General features: G+C 67.3%; 17 protein-coding genes. 5 read left to right on the top strand and 12 right to left on the bottom strand.

Annotation, left to right across the window (positions count from 1 at the left end; all coding sequences use genetic code 11):
* Positions 1-39: 39 nt before the first annotated feature.
* The 4 genes from ACFRAH_RS02815 to ACFRAH_RS02830 form a co-directional block, all read right to left on the bottom strand.
* Entirely contained in the window at positions 40-1,062 is a 1,023-nt protein-coding gene (locus tag ACFRAH_RS02815) for a DUF6454 family protein (RefSeq protein WP_377989393.1), read from the bottom strand.
* A 124-nt stretch (positions 1,063-1,186) separates the two neighbouring features.
* On the bottom strand, positions 1,187-2,080 hold the full coding sequence (locus ACFRAH_RS02820) for a potassium channel family protein (RefSeq protein WP_377989394.1): 894 nt from the start codon (positions 2,078-2,080) through the stop codon (positions 1,187-1,189).
* A 79-nt stretch (positions 2,081-2,159) separates the two neighbouring features.
* A complete protein-coding gene (locus tag ACFRAH_RS02825; protein ID WP_377989395.1) occupies positions 2,160-5,015 on the bottom strand; it encodes an FAD-binding and (Fe-S)-binding domain-containing protein in 2,856 nt (951 codons plus the stop codon).
* Positions 5,015-6,769: an L-lactate permease gene (locus tag ACFRAH_RS02830; protein ID WP_377989396.1), complete on the bottom strand. Its 1,755-nt coding sequence runs from the start codon at positions 6,767-6,769 to the stop codon at positions 5,015-5,017. Before ACFRAH_RS02830 ends, ACFRAH_RS02825 begins: the two co-directional genes overlap by 1 nt.
* Positions 6,770-6,916: 147 nt before the next feature.
* Between ACFRAH_RS02830 and ACFRAH_RS02835 the strand changes: the two genes are divergently transcribed.
* On the top strand, positions 6,917-7,603 hold the full coding sequence (locus tag ACFRAH_RS02835; RefSeq protein WP_377989397.1) for a GntR family transcriptional regulator: 687 nt from the start codon (positions 6,917-6,919) through the stop codon (positions 7,601-7,603).
* 23 nt (positions 7,604-7,626) lie between these two features.
* On the opposite strand, the gene ACFRAH_RS02840 is transcribed toward ACFRAH_RS02835, so the two are convergent.
* A complete protein-coding gene (locus ACFRAH_RS02840) occupies positions 7,627-8,742 on the bottom strand; it encodes a hypothetical protein (protein WP_377989398.1) in 1,116 nt (371 codons plus the stop codon).
* A 195-nt stretch (positions 8,743-8,937) separates the two neighbouring features.
* Positions 8,938-9,669: a hypothetical protein gene (locus ACFRAH_RS02845; protein WP_377989399.1), complete on the bottom strand. Its 732-nt coding sequence runs from the start codon at positions 9,667-9,669 to the stop codon at positions 8,938-8,940.
* Positions 9,670-9,792: 123 nt separating this feature from the next.
* Here ACFRAH_RS02845 and ACFRAH_RS02850 point away from each other — a divergent pair, with 123 nt between their 5' ends.
* Positions 9,793-10,290 (top strand): MarR family winged helix-turn-helix transcriptional regulator, encoded by a 498-nt coding sequence (locus ACFRAH_RS02850; protein ID WP_377989400.1) that lies wholly within the window; start codon positions 9,793-9,795, stop codon positions 10,288-10,290.
* Between the two features lie 293 nt (positions 10,291-10,583).
* Here the strand turns inward: ACFRAH_RS02850 and ACFRAH_RS02855 are convergent, their stop codons facing one another.
* Together ACFRAH_RS02855 and ACFRAH_RS02860 are read right to left on the bottom strand one after the other, a co-directional pair.
* Entirely contained in the window at positions 10,584-12,029 is a 1,446-nt protein-coding gene (locus tag ACFRAH_RS02855) for an SLC13 family permease (RefSeq protein ID WP_377989401.1), read from the bottom strand.
* Between the two features lie 29 nt (positions 12,030-12,058).
* On the bottom strand, positions 12,059-13,177 hold the full coding sequence (locus ACFRAH_RS02860) for a PrpF domain-containing protein (RefSeq protein WP_377989402.1): 1,119 nt from the start codon (positions 13,175-13,177) through the stop codon (positions 12,059-12,061).
* 242 nt (positions 13,178-13,419) lie between these two features.
* Between ACFRAH_RS02860 and ACFRAH_RS02865 the strand changes: the two genes are divergently transcribed.
* Positions 13,420-14,358 (top strand): LysR substrate-binding domain-containing protein, encoded by a 939-nt coding sequence (locus ACFRAH_RS02865; protein WP_377989403.1) that lies wholly within the window; start codon positions 13,420-13,422, stop codon positions 14,356-14,358.
* Between the two features lie 126 nt (positions 14,359-14,484).
* On the opposite strand, the gene ACFRAH_RS02870 is transcribed toward ACFRAH_RS02865, so the two are convergent.
* Positions 14,485-15,153 (bottom strand): TetR family transcriptional regulator, encoded by a 669-nt coding sequence (locus ACFRAH_RS02870; protein ID WP_377989404.1) that lies wholly within the window; start codon positions 15,151-15,153, stop codon positions 14,485-14,487.
* 113 nt (positions 15,154-15,266) lie between these two features.
* Here ACFRAH_RS02870 and ACFRAH_RS02875 point away from each other — a divergent pair, with 113 nt between their 5' ends.
* Complete coding sequence (locus ACFRAH_RS02875; RefSeq protein WP_377989513.1) at positions 15,267-16,103, top strand: oxidoreductase; 837 nt, start codon at positions 15,267-15,269, stop codon at positions 16,101-16,103.
* Positions 16,104-16,153: 50 nt separating this feature from the next.
* Here the strand turns inward: ACFRAH_RS02875 and ACFRAH_RS02880 are convergent, their stop codons facing one another.
* The 3 genes from ACFRAH_RS02880 to ACFRAH_RS02890 form a co-directional block, all read right to left on the bottom strand.
* Positions 16,154-16,651, bottom strand: coding sequence for a DinB family protein (locus ACFRAH_RS02880; protein WP_377989405.1), 498 nt, complete (start codon positions 16,649-16,651; stop codon positions 16,154-16,156).
* A gap of 79 nt (positions 16,652-16,730) precedes the next feature.
* A complete protein-coding gene (locus ACFRAH_RS02885) occupies positions 16,731-17,135 on the bottom strand; it encodes a hypothetical protein (protein ID WP_377989406.1) in 405 nt (134 codons plus the stop codon).
* A gap of 141 nt (positions 17,136-17,276) precedes the next feature.
* A complete protein-coding gene (locus ACFRAH_RS02890) occupies positions 17,277-17,753 on the bottom strand; it encodes a DUF4383 domain-containing protein (RefSeq protein WP_377989407.1) in 477 nt (158 codons plus the stop codon).
* A gap of 248 nt (positions 17,754-18,001) precedes the next feature.
* Here ACFRAH_RS02890 and ACFRAH_RS02895 point away from each other — a divergent pair, with 248 nt between their 5' ends.
* Positions 18,002-19,180 (top strand): MFS transporter, encoded by a 1,179-nt coding sequence (locus ACFRAH_RS02895; protein WP_377989408.1) that lies wholly within the window; start codon positions 18,002-18,004, stop codon positions 19,178-19,180.
* Positions 19,181-19,227: the final 47 nt, after the last annotated feature.

Consider the following 19,227-nt stretch of genomic DNA (forward strand, 5'->3'; position numbering starts at 1 on the left):
TCGTGAGCGATAACGGCGTCCGGTGAGCCGGGGGGGGCGTTACTTGGCAGGGGTGACGTCGGCTTCGTAGGTGAGGATCTCGGTGCCGTTGCCCTCTTCGCCGTTGTCCGGGGCCACCGTCATGGTGAGGTGGTTGCCGGCCGCGGTCATCTTGAACGGGTTGCGGGTGGCCACGTGCCCGGCGGTGGACCACTGCTGGAACGGCACGTCGCGGATCACGCTGCGGGATTTGAGGTCGATCATGGCCATGCCGCCGAGCTCATAGGTTGCCGTGGTGCCGCCGGCGGCGGGGGTTTGCGGGAGGTTGGTGACGCCGGCGCAGAGCATTTTGGAGTTGGGCACATACTGGCAGTCCTGGTAGTCGATGAAGAAGTTCGGGTTCTGCCAGGTGGCGAGCTGCCTGCCCTGCAGGTCCCATTCCGCGAACCGCCGGGAGCCCCAGGTGTTGCCCACCAGGTGGCCGGTCTGCTTGTCCAGCACGATGCCGCCGAAGTGGTCCTTGACCTCGAACTGCTTGTGCACCTCAAGGGTGTTGGCGTCGACGCGGTAGATGATGGCGCTGCTGTTGGGCCGGTACTGCGCGACGGGCACCCAGACGTTGGTGCCGTCGAAGTCGATGCCGCCGGGGTGGTACATGTCCGCCTCGCCCAGGACGATGTCCTTTTGCAGGTTGCCGGCCTTGTCCATGACGAACAGGTGGCCGATGCCCTTGCCGGGTGTGCGGTCGAAGCCGTCCTGCGGCGCGGCGAACTTCTTGGTCGGTTCGATGATCTGGACGGCCGAGAGGAAGATGTGGTCCCGGCTGTAGGCGATTCCCTCGGTGTGGTACGTGGGGAAGTTCAGCTTCAGCGTGGACGTCCGGGTCCAGTTCGTGGTGCGGTCGACGCCGGTGAACGCGTCGGCCAGGGCGGCGTCAGTCACGTGGTGGTCACCGGAGCCGGCTGTGCTGCCCGCGTCTTGGTTGCCGGCGGCTTGGGCGACGGCGGTGCCGCCGATGGCGGATGCGGCCAGGATGACGGCGGCGGCGGCCGTGAGGATGCCTCGGGTACGGGTCGTGCTCATTGGGGGAGCCTCTCGAAGATAGGTCTTATCAAGAGCTCGCCACGTTACTGGTGAGTAATTAACCCGCCGGGGTGGGCCGGTGAACGGCATATTGCGGGATGGCTAACTGGCGGCGCAGCGCCCGCTAACCCGTGCCCGCGCCACCAGCCCGGCGGTGCCTGTGGTGCGTGGAATAGTGTTCGAGCACCTCGGCCGACGTCGTTCCGGCGTGGCCGAACCTGCCGCGCAGAACCTTGGCCAGGTCCTCCAAAGCGGCCTCCAGCATCCTCCCGGCAAACTGAAGATCGGGGTGGTCGCTGGTCTTGGCTTCGGATGCGAGTTCCTGTGCGTACGTCACCGTGGCCGGCAGGGAGCCCCGCTGGTCGACCTCCAGGAAATAGTACGTTTCGTGGAAGGCCAGCAGATCGATGCTGACGGCGGCGACGCTGCTGGCCAGCGATTCGAGCAATCCGGCGGCGTGGCTGGGACCCATCGAGAACGGGTCACCCGGAGTTGCCGCCTCCCTGAACAGGTTCAGTTGATGCGCCAGAGCCCGACGGCGGTTCAGGGCCGGATACATCTGCAGGATCCAGGAGACCGTGGCGGTCAGCAAACCGAAGCCTGTGACCGCCTGGGCGGCCAGGACCAGCCTCAGCAGCGGATAGCCCGCCGCTATGTCCCCGAACCCGACGGTGGAAAGAGTGACCATCGAGATGTAGACCGCTTCCGCGAAATCTGCCTGGCGGGGGACTCCAGCAGCGTAGATGAAGCCGTCCAGCAGATGCGGCAGGTAGAGCAGCGCCCAGCCCAGGATGGCCATCGCTGCCCAGGCGATGATGACGGCAGCCATGGCCATGGGCGCCGCGATCGACGAGACGCCTCTCCTGGATAGCCTGGAGAGACTCCAGCATCCGTGCATGATGGTCCTGCACACCGGGCCGGAGCCGTGCGGGTAGAGCAGTGTGTGGAAGACGTCGACGAGCATCAGCAGAATCAGCCCGGCTCCGGCCACCGTCCACACGATGTCCCAGAAGTCCATGCCTCATTTTAGGATCGGCCGTCCCGGGAGTACGCCCGCGCCGGCGGTCTGACCGGGCCGCCCTGCACACGTCAACACGTCAGCTCCGCGTCATCTCCTCCAGCAGCTCCAGCACGTGTCGGTAGTCCTTGCCGGTGGCCCGGGTCATGCCCAGTTCGCAGGTGCGGTTGCAGGACGCGTGCGCGGACGCGCCCATCTCCGCAACCTCCCTGCCCTGCTTCGCGGTGGCGGAGGCCGTGAGCTCGGGATGCAGCATGCCGCGGTCCCCGGCGAACGCGCAGCAGCCCCAGTTGTCCGGAACCTCCACCCGCTCGGCCACTGCCTGTGCAACGGCGTTCAGCGAATTGTTGATGCCCATCCGGGTGGAGGAGCAGGTGGGGTGCAGCGCCAGGGACTCGAGCTTCTGGTGGTCCGGAAGTTTGGGCAGGATGTGCTGGGCGGCAAAGTCCACGGCATCCACGATCCGCAGCTCACGCTGGCCAGGCATCGGCTCGTCGGATTCCACCGCCTGGCGCAGGCCCTCCGTGCACGAGGACGCGTCGCAGACGATCGGGAGTTCCCCGTCGCGGGTGGCCTGCCGCAGCGCCGCCAGGGTTTTCTCCCGCATGGTGGCCTGGCCCGCGACCATGCCCTTGGAGGACCAGGGGGTTCCGCAGCACAGCCCGTCGATGCCGTCCGGCACCAGGAGGGTTACCCCTGCCCGCTGGCAAAGCTGTTCAAAGCTGTACTGAACGCCGCTGCCCGCGGCACCGCCGGCAGCGCCCTCGCCGGCGCCGCCGGAATCAGACCCGGCAGGCCCGAACATCGTCCCCACGCACGCCGGGAAGTAGACAGCGTCCGGCGCGCCATCCGGCGTCGGACGTTTCCGGGCGGAACCGCCGCCCGGAAGTTCCGCCGAGTACAGCGGAACGGTGTCCGTCCCGAGGACCGCGCGGGCCGCCTTATTAGGTGGGACCACCGCCGCGGCCGGAAGCTTGTTCACGACGGTCAGCGCCAGGGAAGCCCCGCGTGTCACGCCGCCCCAGTGCTTCGCCGCCGCGTTCCACACGCCGTTTTCCACCGCTCCGGCCTCGGAGCGGCGGATCCGTTTCACCAGCAAGCCGGTGTTGATCTCCACGGGGCATGCCGTCTGGCACATGCCGTCCACCGCGCAGGTCTGCACCGATTCGTAGTCGTAGTCCTTCTCCAGCTGCCGGGCCAGCCGCTCATCTCCGTCCAGCCGTGCCTGTTCGATGGCGCGCAGCGTGACAATGCGCTGCCGGGGCGTCAGGGTCAGGTCCTTGCTGGGGCACACCGGTTCGCAGTAGCCGCACGAGACGCACCGGTCCACCTCCTCGGCCACCGGCGGCGCCGTCTTGATGTGGCGGAGGTGGGCCTGCGGGTCGTCGTCCATCAGCACTCCGGGATTGAGCATCCCCGACGGGTCGAACAGCTGCTTGATCCGGCGCATCACCCCATACAGCTCATCGCCGTACTGCCGCCGCACATACGGAGCCATGACCCGGCCGGTGCCGTGTTCGGCCTTGAGCGAGCCGCCTTCGCCCAGGACCAGGTCCACCATGTCCTCCGTGAACGAGCTGTAGCGGTCCAGCTCCTGCTGCGTGGTGAAGCCGTCGGTGAGCATGAAGTGGACGTTGCCGTCCTTCGCGTGGCCGAAGATGACGCTGTTGGCGTAGCTGTACTTGTCGAACAGCCCCACCAGCTCGCGGCAGGTGCGGCCCAGCGCGGGTACCGGAACCACGATGTCCTCCAGCAGCGCCGTGGTTCCCTGCGGGCGGGCTCCGGCCACCGAGGCGTAAAGCCCCTTGCGCAGGTGCCACAGCCGGGCGCGGGCGGAGGCGTCGCCGGTGAACTGCGCGGGGGCGGCCAGGCCCAGGTGAGTGAGCATGCGCTCTCCGCGCTGCCGCAGCGCACCCAGCCCCTCGGCCAGTTCGGCGGAGTATTCCACCAGCAGAGCCGCGTGATCCCGGACCGTCAGATCCTGTACGACGGCGGGTGTCCCCTTAAGCGTCTGGCCCACCTTCAGTGACAGGGCGTCCATGAGCTCCACCGTCGCCGCCCCGGATTCCACCAGGGCAGGGAGGGCCTCGTTGGCTGCCTGCAGGTCGGGGAACACCAGCAGTCCGGTGGCCGCGTGGGTCAGCCGCGGAATCGTGCGGAAGACCGCCTCGGCCACGAAACCCAGCGTGCCCTCGCTGCCGACGATCAGGTGGGCCATCATCTCCGCGGGGGAGTCGAAGTCCAGCAGGGAGTTAAGGCCGTAGCCCATGGTGTTCTTCATGGCGAACTGCTGCCGGATCCTGCCCACCGAGTCGCTGTTGCCGCGCACCCGCCCGGCCAGGTCCGCCAGGCCCGCGTGCAGCTCAGGTTCCAGGGCGCGAAGTTTCTCGTCGGCATCCGGGGCGCCGGTGTCGATCACGGTGCCGGAGGGCAGCACCACGGTGACGGACTCGAGGGTGCGGTACGCATTGTCCACCGTGCCGCAGTTCATGCCGGACGAGTTGTTGGCCACCACCCCGCCCACGGTGCAGGCCGATTCGCTGGCGGGATCCGGTCCGAACTTCCGCCCGTAGGGCGCCAGCCGGGCATTCAGCGCGCGCACCGTGACGCCGGGCTGGACGCGGACCCGGGCCCCGCCGTCGAGCACCTCGACGTTCCGGAAGTTGCGGCGCACGTCCACCAGGACGCCGTCGGACACGGCCTGCCCGCTGAGGCTGGTGCCGCCGGAGCGGAAGGTCAGCGGAACGCCCTGGGCGGCACTGGCGCGGAGCAGGCGGCCCACCTCGTCCGCGTTCCCCGCCGTCACCACGGCCTGCGGAATGAGCAGGAAGTGGGAGGCGTCATGGGCGTTGGCGTGAAGGTCGATCGGCCGGGTTTTCACCTGGGCGGGATCCGCCACGGCCTCGCGGAGTCCGGCAAGTTGCAGTGTTGTCATCAGGGAACCATCCAGCCAAGTACGGGGGTGGACTGCAGGAGGATCAGGACGGTGATGAGGGCCAGCAGCCCAACGCTCCATCCGATCAGTTTACGGAACAGGGTCCCCTCGGAACCGTCCAGGCCGACGGCGGCGGAGGCCACGGCGAGGTTCTGCAGCGAGAGCATCTTGCCCATGACGCCGGCGGAGGAGTTGGAGGCCGCCATCAGGACGGGGGACAGTCCGGTCTGCTGGGCCGCGGTGGCCTGCATCTGGCCGAACAGGGAATTGGAGGAGGTGTCGGAACCGGTCAGGGCCACGCCGATCCAGCCGATCAGCGGGGAGAGCACGGCGAAGAAGCCGCCGGCGGATGCCAGTGCGAATCCCAGCGTGGTGGTCTGCCCGGACAGGTTCATCACGAAGGAGAGGGCCAGTACGGAGGTGACGGTGACGATGGTCCAGCGGAGCTGCACCAGGGTCTCGCGGTAGATCCGCCAGCCCTGGCCGGCCGTGATCCGGTAGAGGGTCATGGTGATGAGGCCGGAGAACAGCAGCAGCGTGCCGGTGGCCTTGAGGTGGTCGAGCTTGAACTTGGTGGCGGCCACGGGCTTGCCGGCGGAGTCGGTGATGTCCAGGCCCGGCCAGTGGAACGTCACGGTGCCCACCTGGTTCAGCCAGGCCTTGACCGCCGGGACCTGGGCGATGGAGAACACGGTGATGATGATCAGGTACGGGGCGATGGCCATCCAGATGTGGCGCGGTTCGGGGCGGGTGTTGTTGGCCGGGGCGGTGCTGCCGTCACTCGCGTTGCCGCCGGCGGCGGCACTGGAAGCGGCGGCGGAACCGGAAGTGCGGGAGACCGCCGTCGTACCTGTCCCGGCGGCCACGGCGCCTCGGCGAACGTTGGCTGGAATTGCTTCCTCGGCGTCGGACTCCACGCCGCCCGCCATGCCGATGGTTTCCTTCGGCTTCCAGAACCGCAGCATCACCAGGACCGCGGCCACGGTGACGACGGCGGCCACCACGTCCGTCAGTTCGACGGCGAAGTAGTTGGAGGTGACGAACTGGGACACGGCGAAGGCGGTGCCGGCCACCAGGGCCACGGGCCACGCCTGCTTCACTCCGCGGCGTCCGTCCACGATGAAAACGAGGAGGAGGGGCACGAGCAGGGCGATGAAGGGCGTCTGCCGCCCGGCCATCGAGGAGAGGTCGTGCAGCGGCAGGCCGGTGACGCCGTTGAGCGCAATGATGGGGGCTGCCATGGCGCCGAAGGCGACGGGTGCGGTGTTGGCCAGCAGCGACACGACCGCCGATTTTAGCGGTTTCATGCCGGCGGCCATGAGCATGGCCGCGGAGATCGCCACCGGAGCGCCGAAGCCGGCGAGGGATTCCAGCAAGGCTCCGAAGCAGAAGGCGATGAGGATCGAGAGGATGCGCAGGTCGTCGGAGATGGAGCGGATGGTGCGGCCGAGCGCCTCGAACCACGGGGTGGCGACTGTCAGTTTGTAGATCCACAGGGCGTTGGCCAGGATCCAGAGAATGGGGAAGAGGCCGTAGAAGATGCCGGCCGCGGTGGCGCTCAGGGCCTGGCCGAGTGGCATCTGCCAGCCGATCACTGCCAGAAGGAGCGAGACCAGCAGGCTGGCGATGGCGGCTTTGGGTGCCTTGACCCGGAAGACGCCGAGAAGAACGAAGAGCAGGACGAGCGGAAGCGCGGCACAAAGGGCCGAGAGCAAGAGTGACCCGCCAATGGGGTCGAGGATCTGCTGAAACATGAGGTCTCCAGAATGTGTGAGGCGTCACAGCTCCGTGGCGCCCTTCGATTGTCTAACAAGTACACAAGTCGGTCAAGACTACTTTGGTGGCTTGTCTGGCAAAATGAAGGGAGCCACCCGTAGAGCGACGTGTAGAAGCGGAGAGCCGTGAGCCGTGTTTCAGCTGTATCGATCGTCGAGGCGATCGCCTCGGACATCCGCGCGCGGGTCTTTTCGGGTGAGCTCCCGGCGCTCCATGCGCTGACCGAGACCGAGGTCGCTTCCTCCTATGACGTTGCCCGGCCCACGGCGAAGGCCGCCATCGAGAAGCTTGTGGCCGAGGGTTTGCTGGTCAGGGGCGTGCACAAGACCGCCCGCGTAGCCGACCTCGGCCCGGAGTCCGTGCGCGACATCTACAAGGCGCGCGCCTATCTCGAGAGCGAGGTGCTCCGGCGGCTGGCGTCCGGCAAGACCGTCCCCGAGGAAGCGGTGCGTGCCAACAATGACATCGCAGCCCTGAAGACCGGCGCGCCCCTTGATGTGGTGGAGCCGGACATGCGTTTCCACACGAGCCTGGTGGACGCGCTGGGCAACGAGCGCATCAGCAAGATGTACCTGTCGCTGGTGGGGGAGGTGCGACTCTGCATGTCCAGGGTCCAGTCGCTGCACCTGCTGGACACCGACCTCATCCAGGCTGAGCACCAGCGGCTCCTCGAACTGATCGAGGCCGGGAGGGGCGACGACGCGGCGCAGCTCCTGGACGAACACCTGGGCCGGGCGCGGGAACGGCTGGTGGCCGCCATGGGTGGCGAAGCCGGTCCGGAAGCGGACCTGCCGTCGAAACTCACGGACTGAGCTGCTCGCCGTCGGGAAGTGTCTCAGGATCTTCCGACGGCGGTACCGGCGGCGCTTGGAGCGGAGCGCCCCGGCGCCCATGAACTGAGCAGCGCAAGTCCCGCCGCCACGGCCGCGCTCAGCACCACGGCGCCCAGCCACAGCGAAACCGGCCAGCGGATCGCGTCCGTCACCGCGAACGCCACCAGCTGGCCCGTCCACAGCAGCGCCGCGATGCCGGCCGTGACCGCGGGCAGCCGCCGCGCCAGCCAACTGTCCGGAATGCGGGTCAGCAGGATGTCGGCCACGACGGCGGCAATGGTCGCCCCTGCGGCACCGGAAATCGAATAAGGGTGCAGGCCCACCATCACCACCGGCAGCCAGGCTGCCGCCACCACCAGCAGGGTGATGATCCCGCGGGCCGGGCGCCGGGCAGCGGAGAGCGTGAAGAGGAACGGCGCGATGATCAGCGCGGTGGTCAGGAAGTAGCTCGCCAGGGTGATGACCACCGGCAGCTCAGACTGGATCCGCCCGGGCGTGCCCACCGGCGCCGGCACGAACACGGCCGTCGGCCCCGGCCGGACGAACGCGGAGCAGTAGACCAGGAAGAACGCCCCCAGCCCGGTCATGAGGACGACGGCGAAAATCGCCGCCGGGGTCAGGCCCTGGTTCCCGGCGTGCTTCAGTCCGCCGGACTTGCCGGCCGCGCGGGCGCTCCGGACGGCGGTGCCGAGGATGAGGAACTGGCTGAAGCCGAGGAGCAGGTGCGTCGGGCTGACCAGCGCGTCCAGCGAGACCTCGATGCCCAGGAGCTCGTGCCACAGCAGGTCGAGGCCGCCGGCGGTGCCGAACAGGATGACCCCCGCCGCGGTGCCGCGGTAGCCCGGTGGGATCGCCTGCAGCAGCGGCTGCCCGGGCGTCCGGTTGCGCCAGATCACGGCGGCGGTCCACGCCGCCGTGGCCAGCATGCCGGAGTAGAGGGCCGCGTGCCACGGCGTGAAGAACGTCTCCAGGCTGGGCAGGTTGATGTGCGCCCAGCCGTCGAGGAAAACGGCCAGCACCAGCCACAGCCCCAGGAGTTCGGTGACCAGGTCGCGGCGGCTGTCCGTCCGGGTGTTGCGTGCGGTCTCGAGCATCGTTGCCCACTTCCACGGAACCATCAGGTGAGGGGATCGTACTGCTGCCCCGATAGGCCCACAAGGGAACCGGACCGCGGAGCGCGAACGTACAGTTGTGGCCCCGCGCCGACCCTGCTGAGGGGCCACAACTGTACGTTCGCGCTGCCGGGGGCCGGGAGGGGCACCTGCGCAGGCCGCGCTCCCTCTTCTGTCAGGCCAAGGCGCGCTCCGCCGTCGTCATCGCCTTTCCGTCCCCTGCGTCCGCGGCTCCTGGTTGGCTGCGGCCCGGTTGCGTGGCAGCAGGAAGCCGGCGGCGATCAGCCAGAGGAGCCCGCCGAAGCGGCCGACCGGCAGGAGGAACTGCAGCGGCTCCACCGCCATCGACAGGAAGCTCAGTTCGGACAGGGCGGCGATGACCAGGCCGGCCCAGGCCAGCCATCGCGGCATGAACCGCAGGATCAGCGACGGGACGGCGAGCCCCGCCACGAGCAGGCCGAGTCCGACGACGAAGCCGACGCCTCCCGTGATGAACACGAGGAAGGAGAGCGCCTGCGTGAGCGTGGCGTCCGTGGTGATCTCGGGCCGGCTCAGCAGCCAGGTCAGGCAACCCGAGAACATGAGGAAGATGGCCGCGCTGATGCCGCCGAAGAAGCCGATCGCCGGCCCGGGAACGCGCACCCCGAGCCGGAGCTGCCTGGCGTAGACGGTGGCCGCGTAGATCCCCAGCGGCACGGCCGAGCCGAAGCGGAGCATGCCGCCCACTCTCGCGGCGGCAATGTTCTGCCGGAAGAACGCGGCCACCTGGTCGGCGGGCGCGAAAGGGGAAACGAACGTTTGGCCACGCGTCAGGAGCGCGGAGGTGATGAGGGCCGCAAGGAAAATTGCCAGGCTGACGATGGCCAGAACGCCCGGGTGCGGACCGCCGGAACGGGTCTGGTGCCGTTCATTCGGGATCGAAATGTTGCTCATGGCTGAACCCTTCTGCTCTGGATCGCCTGCTCCGGTCCGGCCCCTCACGGCCGGACCGCAATTGCATCACTACTAAAATGGTTCACCTACAGAATTATTCTGTCAAGGATGTATTCTGGATCCATGAACTCAGCCACGCCCGGCCAGCCGAAACGGACAGCCTTTCTCCTGTCGCAGCTGGGTGCCGTGGCGTCGTCCCGTTTTGCCGACCGCACGCGCGAGATCGGCCTCACGCCGGGCGATGCCGGTGTCATCCGCCTGCTGGGCCGCGCGCCGGGACTAAGCCAGCGCTCCCTCGCGGACAGGCTCGGGGCCGTTCCCAGCCGGGTGGTATCCCTCATCGACTCGCTCCAGGGCCGCGGGCTGGTGGAAAGGGTCCGCAGCAGCACCGACCGGCGGAACTACGAACTCCACCTCACCGACGCAGGCCAGCGGGTGCTGCGTGAACTGCGCGGCATCGCCGAGCAGCATGAAGCGGAGCTTCTGGCGCCCCTTTCCGGCGAACAGGCGGCGCAGCTTGGGCTTCTGCTCGCGCAGCTCGCCGACGGCCACGGGCTGGACCGCGACCTCCACCGCGACTCGGCGCGCGACGGCGTTGGCGAGGGAAGGCGGAAGGCCTGACGGCAGCGCCCGGTGCCGCCCCGCCGTCGGGCTTTATAAATTGACGACGGCGGCACTCGCCGTTGATTGACGACGGCGGCACTCGCTGGCCGGGGGCACTGCTTCGTGGCAAGCAAAAGGCAGGGCGGCTGAGCCGCCCTGCCTTTTGTGCGCACGGGTCCGTTCCTGCGGCCCGGCTTTCGGGCTGCCTGTTGCGATGGAGTGCAGGTTCGTTCCGTCCGCTTGCCGGATCTGGATCCGGCGGGCCTGCCAGTCGGCGGGCGCCGACGGGCAGCAGTTCTGCCTCGGCTGAATTACATGATGCCGGTGGGTACCAGCACTGCCCAGGCCAGTGCGGGGGCTACGAGGACCACTCCTCCGGCGTACATCATCAGCTGCTTGTAGACGCGCTGGCGGTCGTTGTCCCGGGCGTTGGCGACGACGAGCGCACCGTCGGTGGAGAAGGGGGAGACGTCCACGACGGTGGCCGCGATGGCCAGTGCAGCGACGGTTCCGGAGGCGCTCAGTGAACTGGTGGCCAGCAGCGGGCCGGCCATGGGAATGAAGGCGGTCAGCAAGGCCGTGGAAGAAGCGAAGGCAGAGCCGACGCCGATGACGTAGCAGAGCACGAGGGCGATCAGGAGCGGTGCGCCGAGGGCGAGGGCCTGCTCGGCGAGGGTGTCGATGACGCCGACGTGCTGGAGCAGGGAAACGTAGGTGATCATGCCGGCCACCAGCAGGACGGTGGACCAGGACACACCGCCGATGAACGACTTATGTTCCTTGATGTTGACGAACGCCAGCAGGAGGCCGGCGGAGAGGGCGACGAACCCGATGGGCATGTGGAAGCCCAAGGTGCACACCAGGATCACCGCGATCAGGGCGAGCGTGAAGATCTGCTGGCCGTGGGGGCGTCCGGTGCGGGGCGTGTCGAGGCCGGCGTACTCGTTGGCGTGCTGGTCGCGCAGCTTGCCGAAGAGGGCGAACAGCACGATGGTCAGGGCTGAAAGGATGAAATTGAGGGCGAAGCTGGCCGTGAACAGCGCGCCCTGCTCGATGGGGAAGCCGTTTTTCACCGAGATGTCGTGCACCAGCACGCCGGCGACGGAGAGCGGGGAGAAGCCGCCGGCGTGGGCGCCGTTGATGACGAAGGCGCCCATCAGGACCGGGTGGATGCGGGATTCGTAGGCGAGTCCCAGGGCAGCCGGGGCCAGGAGTGCGACGGCGGCGGGGGAGAAGGTGCCCAGTGCTGTCAGCGCGGCGGCCATGAGAAAGAACACCCAGGGCAGGAGCATGGTCTTGCCCCTGACCAGGCGGACGCAGGTCTGGACGATGATGTCGATGGACCCGTTCCGCTGGGCCATGCTGAAGAAGTAGGTGACGCCGATGATCGTCAGGACGATGCTGGCCGGAAACTCCTCAAGGATTTGCTTGTCGGTCATGCCGAGCATGAAGTAGCCGACGCCGAAGGAGGCCACCAGCCCCATGACGCCGATGTTCAGCGGCCATTTGGTGGCGACGACGAACATCACCACGAGGATGACGAGCGGGATGATCTGGGTGGCGGTCATGGTCGGCTCCCCTTCCGAGGCGGCCGCGGGGCTGAAGAGGACACCCCCGAACAGGAGGGCGGCCAGACCCAGAATAGCGGTGGCGACTACCGTCATCAGCAGGATACGGCGACGGCGGTTCGGACGCAGGGAGCGGTCGTCGCGGGCGTCGGTATCCAGGGGTGCAGTTTGTTCTGCGGTCTTAGTCATGGTGCTGTCTCCTCATTGAGTGGCGCTGGTCAGTTGGTGGCGCTGGCGAAGGAGGCGTCGACGGCGCTGCCGAGGGCCTCGGGGAGGTGGATGGTGGTGGACGCGAGGGTGCGGGCTGTCCGGTCGACGCCGACGAGCAGCGATCCGTCCCGTTCCTCGCTCCAGGTTTCGATGACCCCGGCCGGTGTCCGCAGCCGCAGGGTGGGGCGAATCGTGCTGCCGGTGATGTCGTTAAGCACGGTGCCCGGGGTGCGGGCGGCGAGGGTCAGTGCGATGCTGCCGGTGATGGCGAGCGCGGGGTGGGGCTTGCCCATCGAGAGCATCATGACGCTGATGTCGCTGTCCGGGTCGGCCTGGGCCGGTGAAGCCACGATTGCCACCTTGGGGACGGCCCGGGCCGCTTCGCTCGGGGTCGCTGCGAGCCCCATGCGGACGGCTGCCTGTCGGCGGATGTGTTCCAGCGTCTCCAGTTGCAGCTCCACCCCGGCGAACCAGGTGTCATAGCGCTCGGGGTCAAGGCCCAGCTCCTCTGCGCGCAGCATTACCACTGGTGCCCCGGCGTCGACCATGGAGACGGTCCAGCGGGTTCCGCCGGCGGTGATCGTGTCCGAGGCGGATCCGGTGGGAAGCAGCTTGCCGGTGGTCTTGCCGGCCGGGTCCTGGAAGCCCAGGCCCACGCGGTACCCGGGGAACGGCACACCCGGCATTTCTGCTTCGGGCACGATTGGCAGGGCTCCGGAGGGAGTGGACACGCGCTGGATGATGATCTGGCCGGTGTTGGTGTTGCGGGTCATGATCCGCGTAACGTCGCCGGTCGGAACCACCCAGCCCTTTTCGATCGCGTAGAGACCCACCACGGCGGAGCAGTTGCCGCAGTTGCTGCCCCAGTCCACTGCGGCCTCTTCAATGCCCACCTGGGCGAAGGTGAATTCGACGTCGACATCGTCGCCGGCGGGACGGTGAAGGATCATCGCCTTGCTGGTGGTGGACGTCGCCCCGCCAACGCCGTCGATCTGCCGGTGGTCGGGGCTGCCGAACAGCCGGGGCAGGAGTACATCCGGGCTGGTTCCCGTCTCACCCAACTGCCCGGTTTCGAAGACCCAGCATTTGCTGGTGCCTCCGCGCATCCACTCCGCTTCGATCTTCATGGTCCGTCCTTGCTTCTCGACTGCCCAGGTGATGTGCGAGGGCCTTGATTCGAGAATGAGCCAGATCACAAATGAAGACAATGTTGGATTTCTGATGGACTATGTAGTGATTCTTTATTCATTGTATTTGAAAGGGTAAGCGGCATGCTTGTGCGCGGCTGAACCGCCCAAATCGCCCGGTGACTTCCGCGGACGATGGACCGCCTGCATAGAATGAACCAAAGCAGGAGAAGGGTAAACAAGTGCTTAAGGATGAAAGCCAAGATTTATTTGATATCCGGCGGCTGGCATTGCTGGTGGAGGTCGTCGAGCAAGGATCCATCACTGCTGCTGCCGAGCTGATGCTGTACACGCCGTCGGCTGTTTCCCAGCAGCTGCGAAAGCTTGAGCAGGAAGTCGGCCAGCCTCTCCTCAACCGCCGATCCCGCGGCGTGGTCCCCACCGAGGCGGGCCAGGTGCTCGCCGGCCACGCCCGCAAGATCGTTGCGCAGATGCGGGCCGCCCAGTCGGACCTGGACCAGATCGCCGGACTCAAGCGCGGCTCCCTGACCGTCGGGACGTTTCCGACCCTCGCCGGATCGTTCATGCCGCTCGTTATCCGGGCCTTCAAAAAGAGGTACCCGGCCATTGGCCTGTCCCTGCGGAGCGCGCGCTTCGATGAGCTTGTGGGGGACCTGCAGTCCGGGGTTACCGGGCTGTGCCTGCTCTGGGACTACCCCTGGAACCGCTTCGAGGACGATTCCATCCGGATCACGGAGGTCTTCCAGGAAGGCACCGTCCTGTTGGTGTCCCGCGGGCATCCGCTTGCTGACCGTGAGGAGATCCGCATGGAGGAGCTCCGCAAGGAATCGTGGATCGTGCGGGCCGAGGCCCATCCCGTGGTGGAGGTGCTGCAGCGATCGGCCCATGCGGCCGGGTTTGAACCAACCATCGGCTTCCTCGCCAACGACTACCAGGAGGCCCAGGCGATGGTCAGCGTCGGGATGGGCGTGGCCATGGTGCCGAAGACCGCCGTCGCCCTGCAGCACCCCGACGTCCGGGTCATCAGCCTCGGCTCCGAGGCGCCCTTGCGGCGGGTATTGCTGGCCCAGCGTCAGGACAAGGTGTACGCCCCGGCTGAGGTGGCTTTCCAGTCCACCCTGCTCGAAATCGCGCGCGAACATGCCGGTGACTACTTATAGCGACGGCGGGTTGTAGCGGTCGGGGGAAGGTGGAGTTTTTGTACAGATAATGGCCGCAAAAGGGCCTCCAACCCGCGACAGCTGTACAAAAACTCCACCCTCAGGTCGGGCGGCTGAGGGTGTTGGTCAGTCGGCCAGCAGCCCCATGAGGACGATGCTGATTGTCCGCTCCAGGGACGAGGCGAAGCCGGCGGGCAAAAATATGAGGGACGGGTCCGCGGCGTAGGCGTCCTGGACGGCCTGGGGTGGGTGGGCATGGGTCCAGAGGGCGCCGGCGAACAGCGTGATGGTTCTCGTTGCTTCTGCTGCATCCTCCTCGCTGAGCTCGGGGAGGGCCTGGCGGAGTGCGGCGGTGAATCCGGCCAGGCTTTCGTAGCCGCTCCGCTTGTACTTCGCGACCGTCTCCGCGGAGACGTTGTGCTCGAGGACGCCTGCCTGGACGCTCAGCAGCTCGCACAGCAGCGGGCGCGCCGCGAGCTCGGTCGCCAGTGCCGTGGCGACGCCTTCGGCCCTGGCCCGGACCGAAGCGCCCGCTTCGACGACGTCGGGCAGCTGTTTCCCGATCCGGGTGAAAAAGTCCTGTGCGAGCTGGATGAGTAGGTCGAGCAGCACCGCCTCGCGGGAATCGAAATAGCGCAGCACATTCGACTTCGCCAGCCCGACGCGGCGGCTGAGCTCGTTCAGGCTGACCGCGGAGACCGGCATCTCGGCAAGCATCGAGGCCGCCGTCTCCAGGATGGCTCCGCGCCTCGCCTCCCGCTGGTCCTCGCTTCTGGCGCGCTGGAAAGTACTCATGGATCCATTTTACAGACCAGAGGTCTCTTGACTAAAGACTGTCGGTCTCTTATATTAGAGACCAGCGGTTCTTTAATTGACGGAACCAGAACGAGAGAATGGAAAACCCCGACATGGACAAGAAGGTTGCACTGGTCACCGGCGGCTCCTCCGGCATCGGAGAGGTCGCCGCCCGCGACCTCAGGGACGCCGGTTTCACGGTGTACGCCGCGGCGCGGCGGACTGACAGGATGGCCGCCCTCGAGCAGGCCGGCATTCGGACGATCGCCCTCGACGTCACGGATGAAGAGTCGGCACGCGCCGCCGTCGAGCGCATCATCGCGGACGAGGGGCGCATCGATGTCCTCGTGAACAACGCCGGCTACGGCTCCTACGGCTCCCTGGAAGAAGTACCCCTCACCGAGGCGCAGGCCCAGCTCGACGTCAACGTGCTCGGCCTGGCCCGGCTGACGCAGCTGGTGCTGCCGTACATGCGGACCAAGGGGAGCGGCAGGATCATCAACATCAGCTCCATGGGCGGCCGCTTCGCGACACCGCTGGGCTCCTGGTACCACGCCAGTAAGTACGCGGTCGAGGGCCTCAGTGATGCGATGCGCCTGGAGCTCGAGCCGTTCGGCATCGCCGTCGTCCTCATTGAACCGGGCGGGATCCGCACCGAGTGGGGTGCCATCGCCGCCGACAATCTGCGGGCCACCTCCGGCCAGGGCGCCTACCGCATGCAGGCGGAGGCAATGACCAGGACGCTCGCCGCGAGCTCCGAGCCGGGATACCGGCTGGCTTCGCCGCCCGAGGTCGTGGGCCGCGCCATCACGAAGGCGGCCACGGCCCGCAGGCCGCGCACCCGCTACAGCGTCGGCATCGGGGCGACCCCGATGATCTGGCTCAGCAGGGTCCTGCCCGACCGCACCTTCGACTCCGTTATCAAGCGTTTCGCCGGCGTGCCCGCCTGACAAAAAACGCCGCCCATACGGGCCGCCCTTAGCTCAATTGCTGCCCGCTGTCAGCTGCTGAGGATCTGCTCGCGGAGGATGTCCGCGTGCCCGCAATGCTGCGCCAGTTCGCGCAGCATGTGCAGGTACACCCAGCGCAGCGGGAGCGGGCCGCGCCGGTTGCCGTGGACCAAATCGTCGAGGTTCAGTGGGGCCGCCGCCCGGCGCGATGCCTCGCAGGCGTCGCGGTGGGCTGCCTGGATGCCGGCGACCGTGTCCTGGTCCTCGAGGATGAATGACTCGTCCGGAGTTGCCGGGATGCCGATGTCCGCGCGGGAGCGGCAGGTGATGGCTTCGTCGAACCAGACCTTCTCAACCAACGTCGCGTGCTTGACCAGGCCCAGGAGTGTTGTGCGGGAGGGCACCAGGGACCGGCGTGCCTGTTCTTCTGTCAGCCCGTCGAGGCAGGCATTGAGCCTTGTGCGGTGCTCATCGAGGAAGGCGTCGAACTGGATGCGCAGCGGCTGGCTGAGGACGTCCTCAGCGAAGGTGGGGGGAAGGGAAGGCATGCACGCAGTATTCCAAGCGCAATGCGCCGGAGCAACGATGGCGCCTGCCGTCCCGTCCCGCCAAAATGAGTGCGCGGCGCTACTTCCACTCGAAAAGGCGGCCCTCGGATTTTCCGTCGGCCACCTGGTACTCGAACAGGACGGCGATCCCGTTGAGGCGGCTCAGTTCGTCTGACGTGGTTTCGTAGAACAACGCACCCCGCCAGCTGAGCTGGCCCGGACCGGTGAAACTTCCCACACCGTGGCCGGTGAAGGTTGCTGTCTGGCCGCTTGCCGTGACCACAAAACCGTTTCCGTTGCCGGCCACTGTGCCGGTGGGACGAATGGTGCCGACGTAGGTGACCGTAACGTCAACCTGCGCGCCGCAGAGCGTGCCGACCTGATGGTCGGTCACTTCGGTGCGCGGACCGCGCCCGGTGTCTTCCAGAACACGCGTACTGATGGTCTGGCCGTTCAGTTCCCCGATTTGTTCTCCCAGCATCATGATCTCCTTTGACCGTTGGCTGGACCGAAAGCGATCCTCGCAGGCAGGATCGCGCTTTTCATGATGACGAAGGCCGTCCCCAAGGCAGATTTCCTGCCCGGGGACGGCCGCCGTCGTTGGTTTCGCGAACCGTGAGTGGCGCTACGGAGTGGCGGTTCCCCTCGTCGTCCTATCCATCGCATCCCTGCCGAGCCAGAGGCCCAGGCCGACCATGGCGACGCCGAGGATCAGGTGCAGCCAGTTATCGGCAGTGTTGAACGGGACAAAGTTTGCTGCCCCGTCCATGTTGATGACCAGGCCGTAGATCCACAGCAGCACGTACACGATGCCGCCGCCAAGCAGGAAGTTCCGGGCCATCCGGTCAGTCCGGGCCATCGCAATGCCGGCCGCGCCGAACAGCAAATGGACGATGTTGTGCAGCACGGACACTTGGAACACGCCAAGCAGCATGGCGCCGGAGTCATGTCCGGCAAAGCTCATGGCGCCGTAGTTGGTGGTGATTCCCGGGATGAACCCGAGGACGCCAACCAGCAGGAAAACCGCGCCCAGACCCATGGCGGTGTTGTGAAGGGACAACCCCAAAGCGTGGTGGTGGGCGGGATGTGAAGCGGTAGTCATTTGTCTCCCTTTCACGCTGGCTACCGGCTCTTCAGGTGGAGAACCGGTCTCGCGGCAGGAGTCGCAGGATACCTGCCGACGACCACAGCCTACTCCTGAAAACCGCGCGTGTGCAGGGAGAAACAGCGGTTCCCGGCGCGTGAACGCGCGCCGGGCCGGTGTGCTCGAAGCTAGACTGACAGCCGATGGCGACTGAGGAAGATCCTGTAGGCAGATCGGTGAATGCCCGCCGGAACAGGCTCGGGCCGATGGGGTTTGTGTTGGCCTTCGGCGTGGTGAGCATGCTCGCCGACGTCGTCTACGAAGGCGCCCGCGCCATCACCGGACCCTACCTGGCCACCCTCGGTGCCACAGCCGTCATGGTCGGCTTTATCACCGGAATCGGGGAAGCCGTCGCCCTGGTCCTGCGGTTGGGGACGGGCCCTTTGGCCGACCGGACCCGCAGGTACTGGCCCCTGACCATCGCCGGGTACGCCCTGACCATCGTCGCCGTGCCGCTGCTGGCGCTGGCCAACTCGCTGTGGCAGGCGGCCGCCCTGGTCATCACCGAGCGCTTCGGCAAGGCTGTCCGCACGCCTGCCCGGGACACCATGCTGTCCCACGCGGGGTCGGAAATGGGACGCGGCAAAGCCTTCGCCATCCACGAGGCCCTCGACCAGTCCGGTGCCCTGGTGGGTCCGCTGCTCGTCGGGCTGGCGGTCGGCGTCTCCGGCTACCAGCTGGGGTTCGGGATCCTTGCCATCCCGGGGGCGCTCGCGCTGGCTTCCGTCCTCCTGGTCCGCCGGGCGGTCCCGGCACCGGAACATTATGACCACCATGCAGCGCGGGCCCACCCCCGTGGGGCGGACGGACAGAAAACACGGGCACCGCTGCCGGCCAGGTTCTGGTGGTACAGCGCGTTTACGGCCGCGTCGATGTTCGGGTTTTCCACGTTCGGCGTCATTTCGTACCACCTCGAAGTCCAGAAGGTCCTGCCGTCGGCGCTGATCCCGGTGAGCTACGCCGTCTCCATGGGAGCAGCCGCGCTCGCGGCCCTGGGGTCAGGGCTGCTGTATGACCGGGTGGGGCTGCGCGGCCTGCTGATTGTCCTGCCGCTGACCGCGGCCGTGCCGTTCCTGTCGTTCGCCATTGAACCCGGCCTGGTATGGGCAGGTGCCGTGGTCTGGGGCGCGGCCCTGGGCTTCCACGAATCCACGCTTCGCGCAGCGGTGGCCGACCTCGTCCCCGCCGCCAGGCGCGGCACCGGCTACGGCATCTTCACCGCCATTTACGGCCTGGCCTGGCTGGCGGGGTCCACCATCATCGGAGCACTCTATGCGGAGTCGAGAATGGGGCTCATCATTTTCACCGTGGCCACCCAGGTCCTCGCGCTGGCCGTCTTCATCCCGCTGGCCAGGTCCGCCGGCACTCAGACGCAGCGGAAGTAGCCCCGGGTTAACTGGACCCGGCTCCGGTAATCCGGCGGCAGCACCGC

It is taken from the genome of Arthrobacter sp. NPDC056727, assembly GCF_042790555.1.
In the GTDB taxonomy this organism is placed as follows: domain Bacteria; phylum Actinomycetota; class Actinomycetes; order Actinomycetales; family Micrococcaceae; genus Arthrobacter.

What these genes read in the sequence shown, in the direction of transcription:
- ACFRAH_RS02815 (WP_377989393.1), bottom strand. Translation starts at nt 1,062, where the DNA reads ATGAGCACGACCCGTACCCGAGGCATCCTCACGGCCGCCGCCGCCGTC.
- ACFRAH_RS02820 (WP_377989394.1), bottom strand. Translation starts at nt 2,080, where the DNA reads ATGGACTTCTGGGACATCGTGTGGACGGTGGCCGGAGCCGGGCTGATT.
- ACFRAH_RS02825 (WP_377989395.1), bottom strand. Translation starts at nt 5,015, where the DNA reads ATGACAACACTGCAACTTGCCGGACTCCGCGAGGCCGTGGCGGATCCC.
- ACFRAH_RS02830 (WP_377989396.1), bottom strand. Translation starts at nt 6,769, where the DNA reads ATGTTTCAGCAGATCCTCGACCCCATTGGCGGGTCACTCTTGCTCTCG.
- ACFRAH_RS02840 (WP_377989398.1), bottom strand. Translation starts at nt 8,742, where the DNA reads ATGGTTCCGTGGAAGTGGGCAACGATGCTCGAGACCGCACGCAACACC.
- ACFRAH_RS02845 (WP_377989399.1), bottom strand. Translation starts at nt 9,669, where the DNA reads ATGAGCAACATTTCGATCCCGAATGAACGGCACCAGACCCGTTCCGGC.
- ACFRAH_RS02850 (WP_377989400.1), top strand. Translation starts at nt 9,793, where the DNA reads ATGAACTCAGCCACGCCCGGCCAGCCGAAACGGACAGCCTTTCTCCTG.
- ACFRAH_RS02855 (WP_377989401.1), bottom strand. Translation starts at nt 12,029, where the DNA reads ATGACTAAGACCGCAGAACAAACTGCACCCCTGGATACCGACGCCCGC.
- ACFRAH_RS02860 (WP_377989402.1), bottom strand. Translation starts at nt 13,177, where the DNA reads ATGAAGATCGAAGCGGAGTGGATGCGCGGAGGCACCAGCAAATGCTGG.
- ACFRAH_RS02870 (WP_377989404.1), bottom strand. Translation starts at nt 15,153, where the DNA reads ATGAGTACTTTCCAGCGCGCCAGAAGCGAGGACCAGCGGGAGGCGAGG.
- ACFRAH_RS02875 (WP_377989513.1), top strand. Translation starts at nt 15,267, where the DNA reads ATGGACAAGAAGGTTGCACTGGTCACCGGCGGCTCCTCCGGCATCGGA.
- ACFRAH_RS02880 (WP_377989405.1), bottom strand. Translation starts at nt 16,651, where the DNA reads ATGCCTTCCCTTCCCCCCACCTTCGCTGAGGACGTCCTCAGCCAGCCG.
- ACFRAH_RS02885 (WP_377989406.1), bottom strand. Translation starts at nt 17,135, where the DNA reads ATGATGCTGGGAGAACAAATCGGGGAACTGAACGGCCAGACCATCAGT.
- ACFRAH_RS02890 (WP_377989407.1), bottom strand. Translation starts at nt 17,753, where the DNA reads ATGACTACCGCTTCACATCCCGCCCACCACCACGCTTTGGGGTTGTCC.
- ACFRAH_RS02895 (WP_377989408.1), top strand. Translation starts at nt 18,002, where the DNA reads ATGGGGTTTGTGTTGGCCTTCGGCGTGGTGAGCATGCTCGCCGACGTC.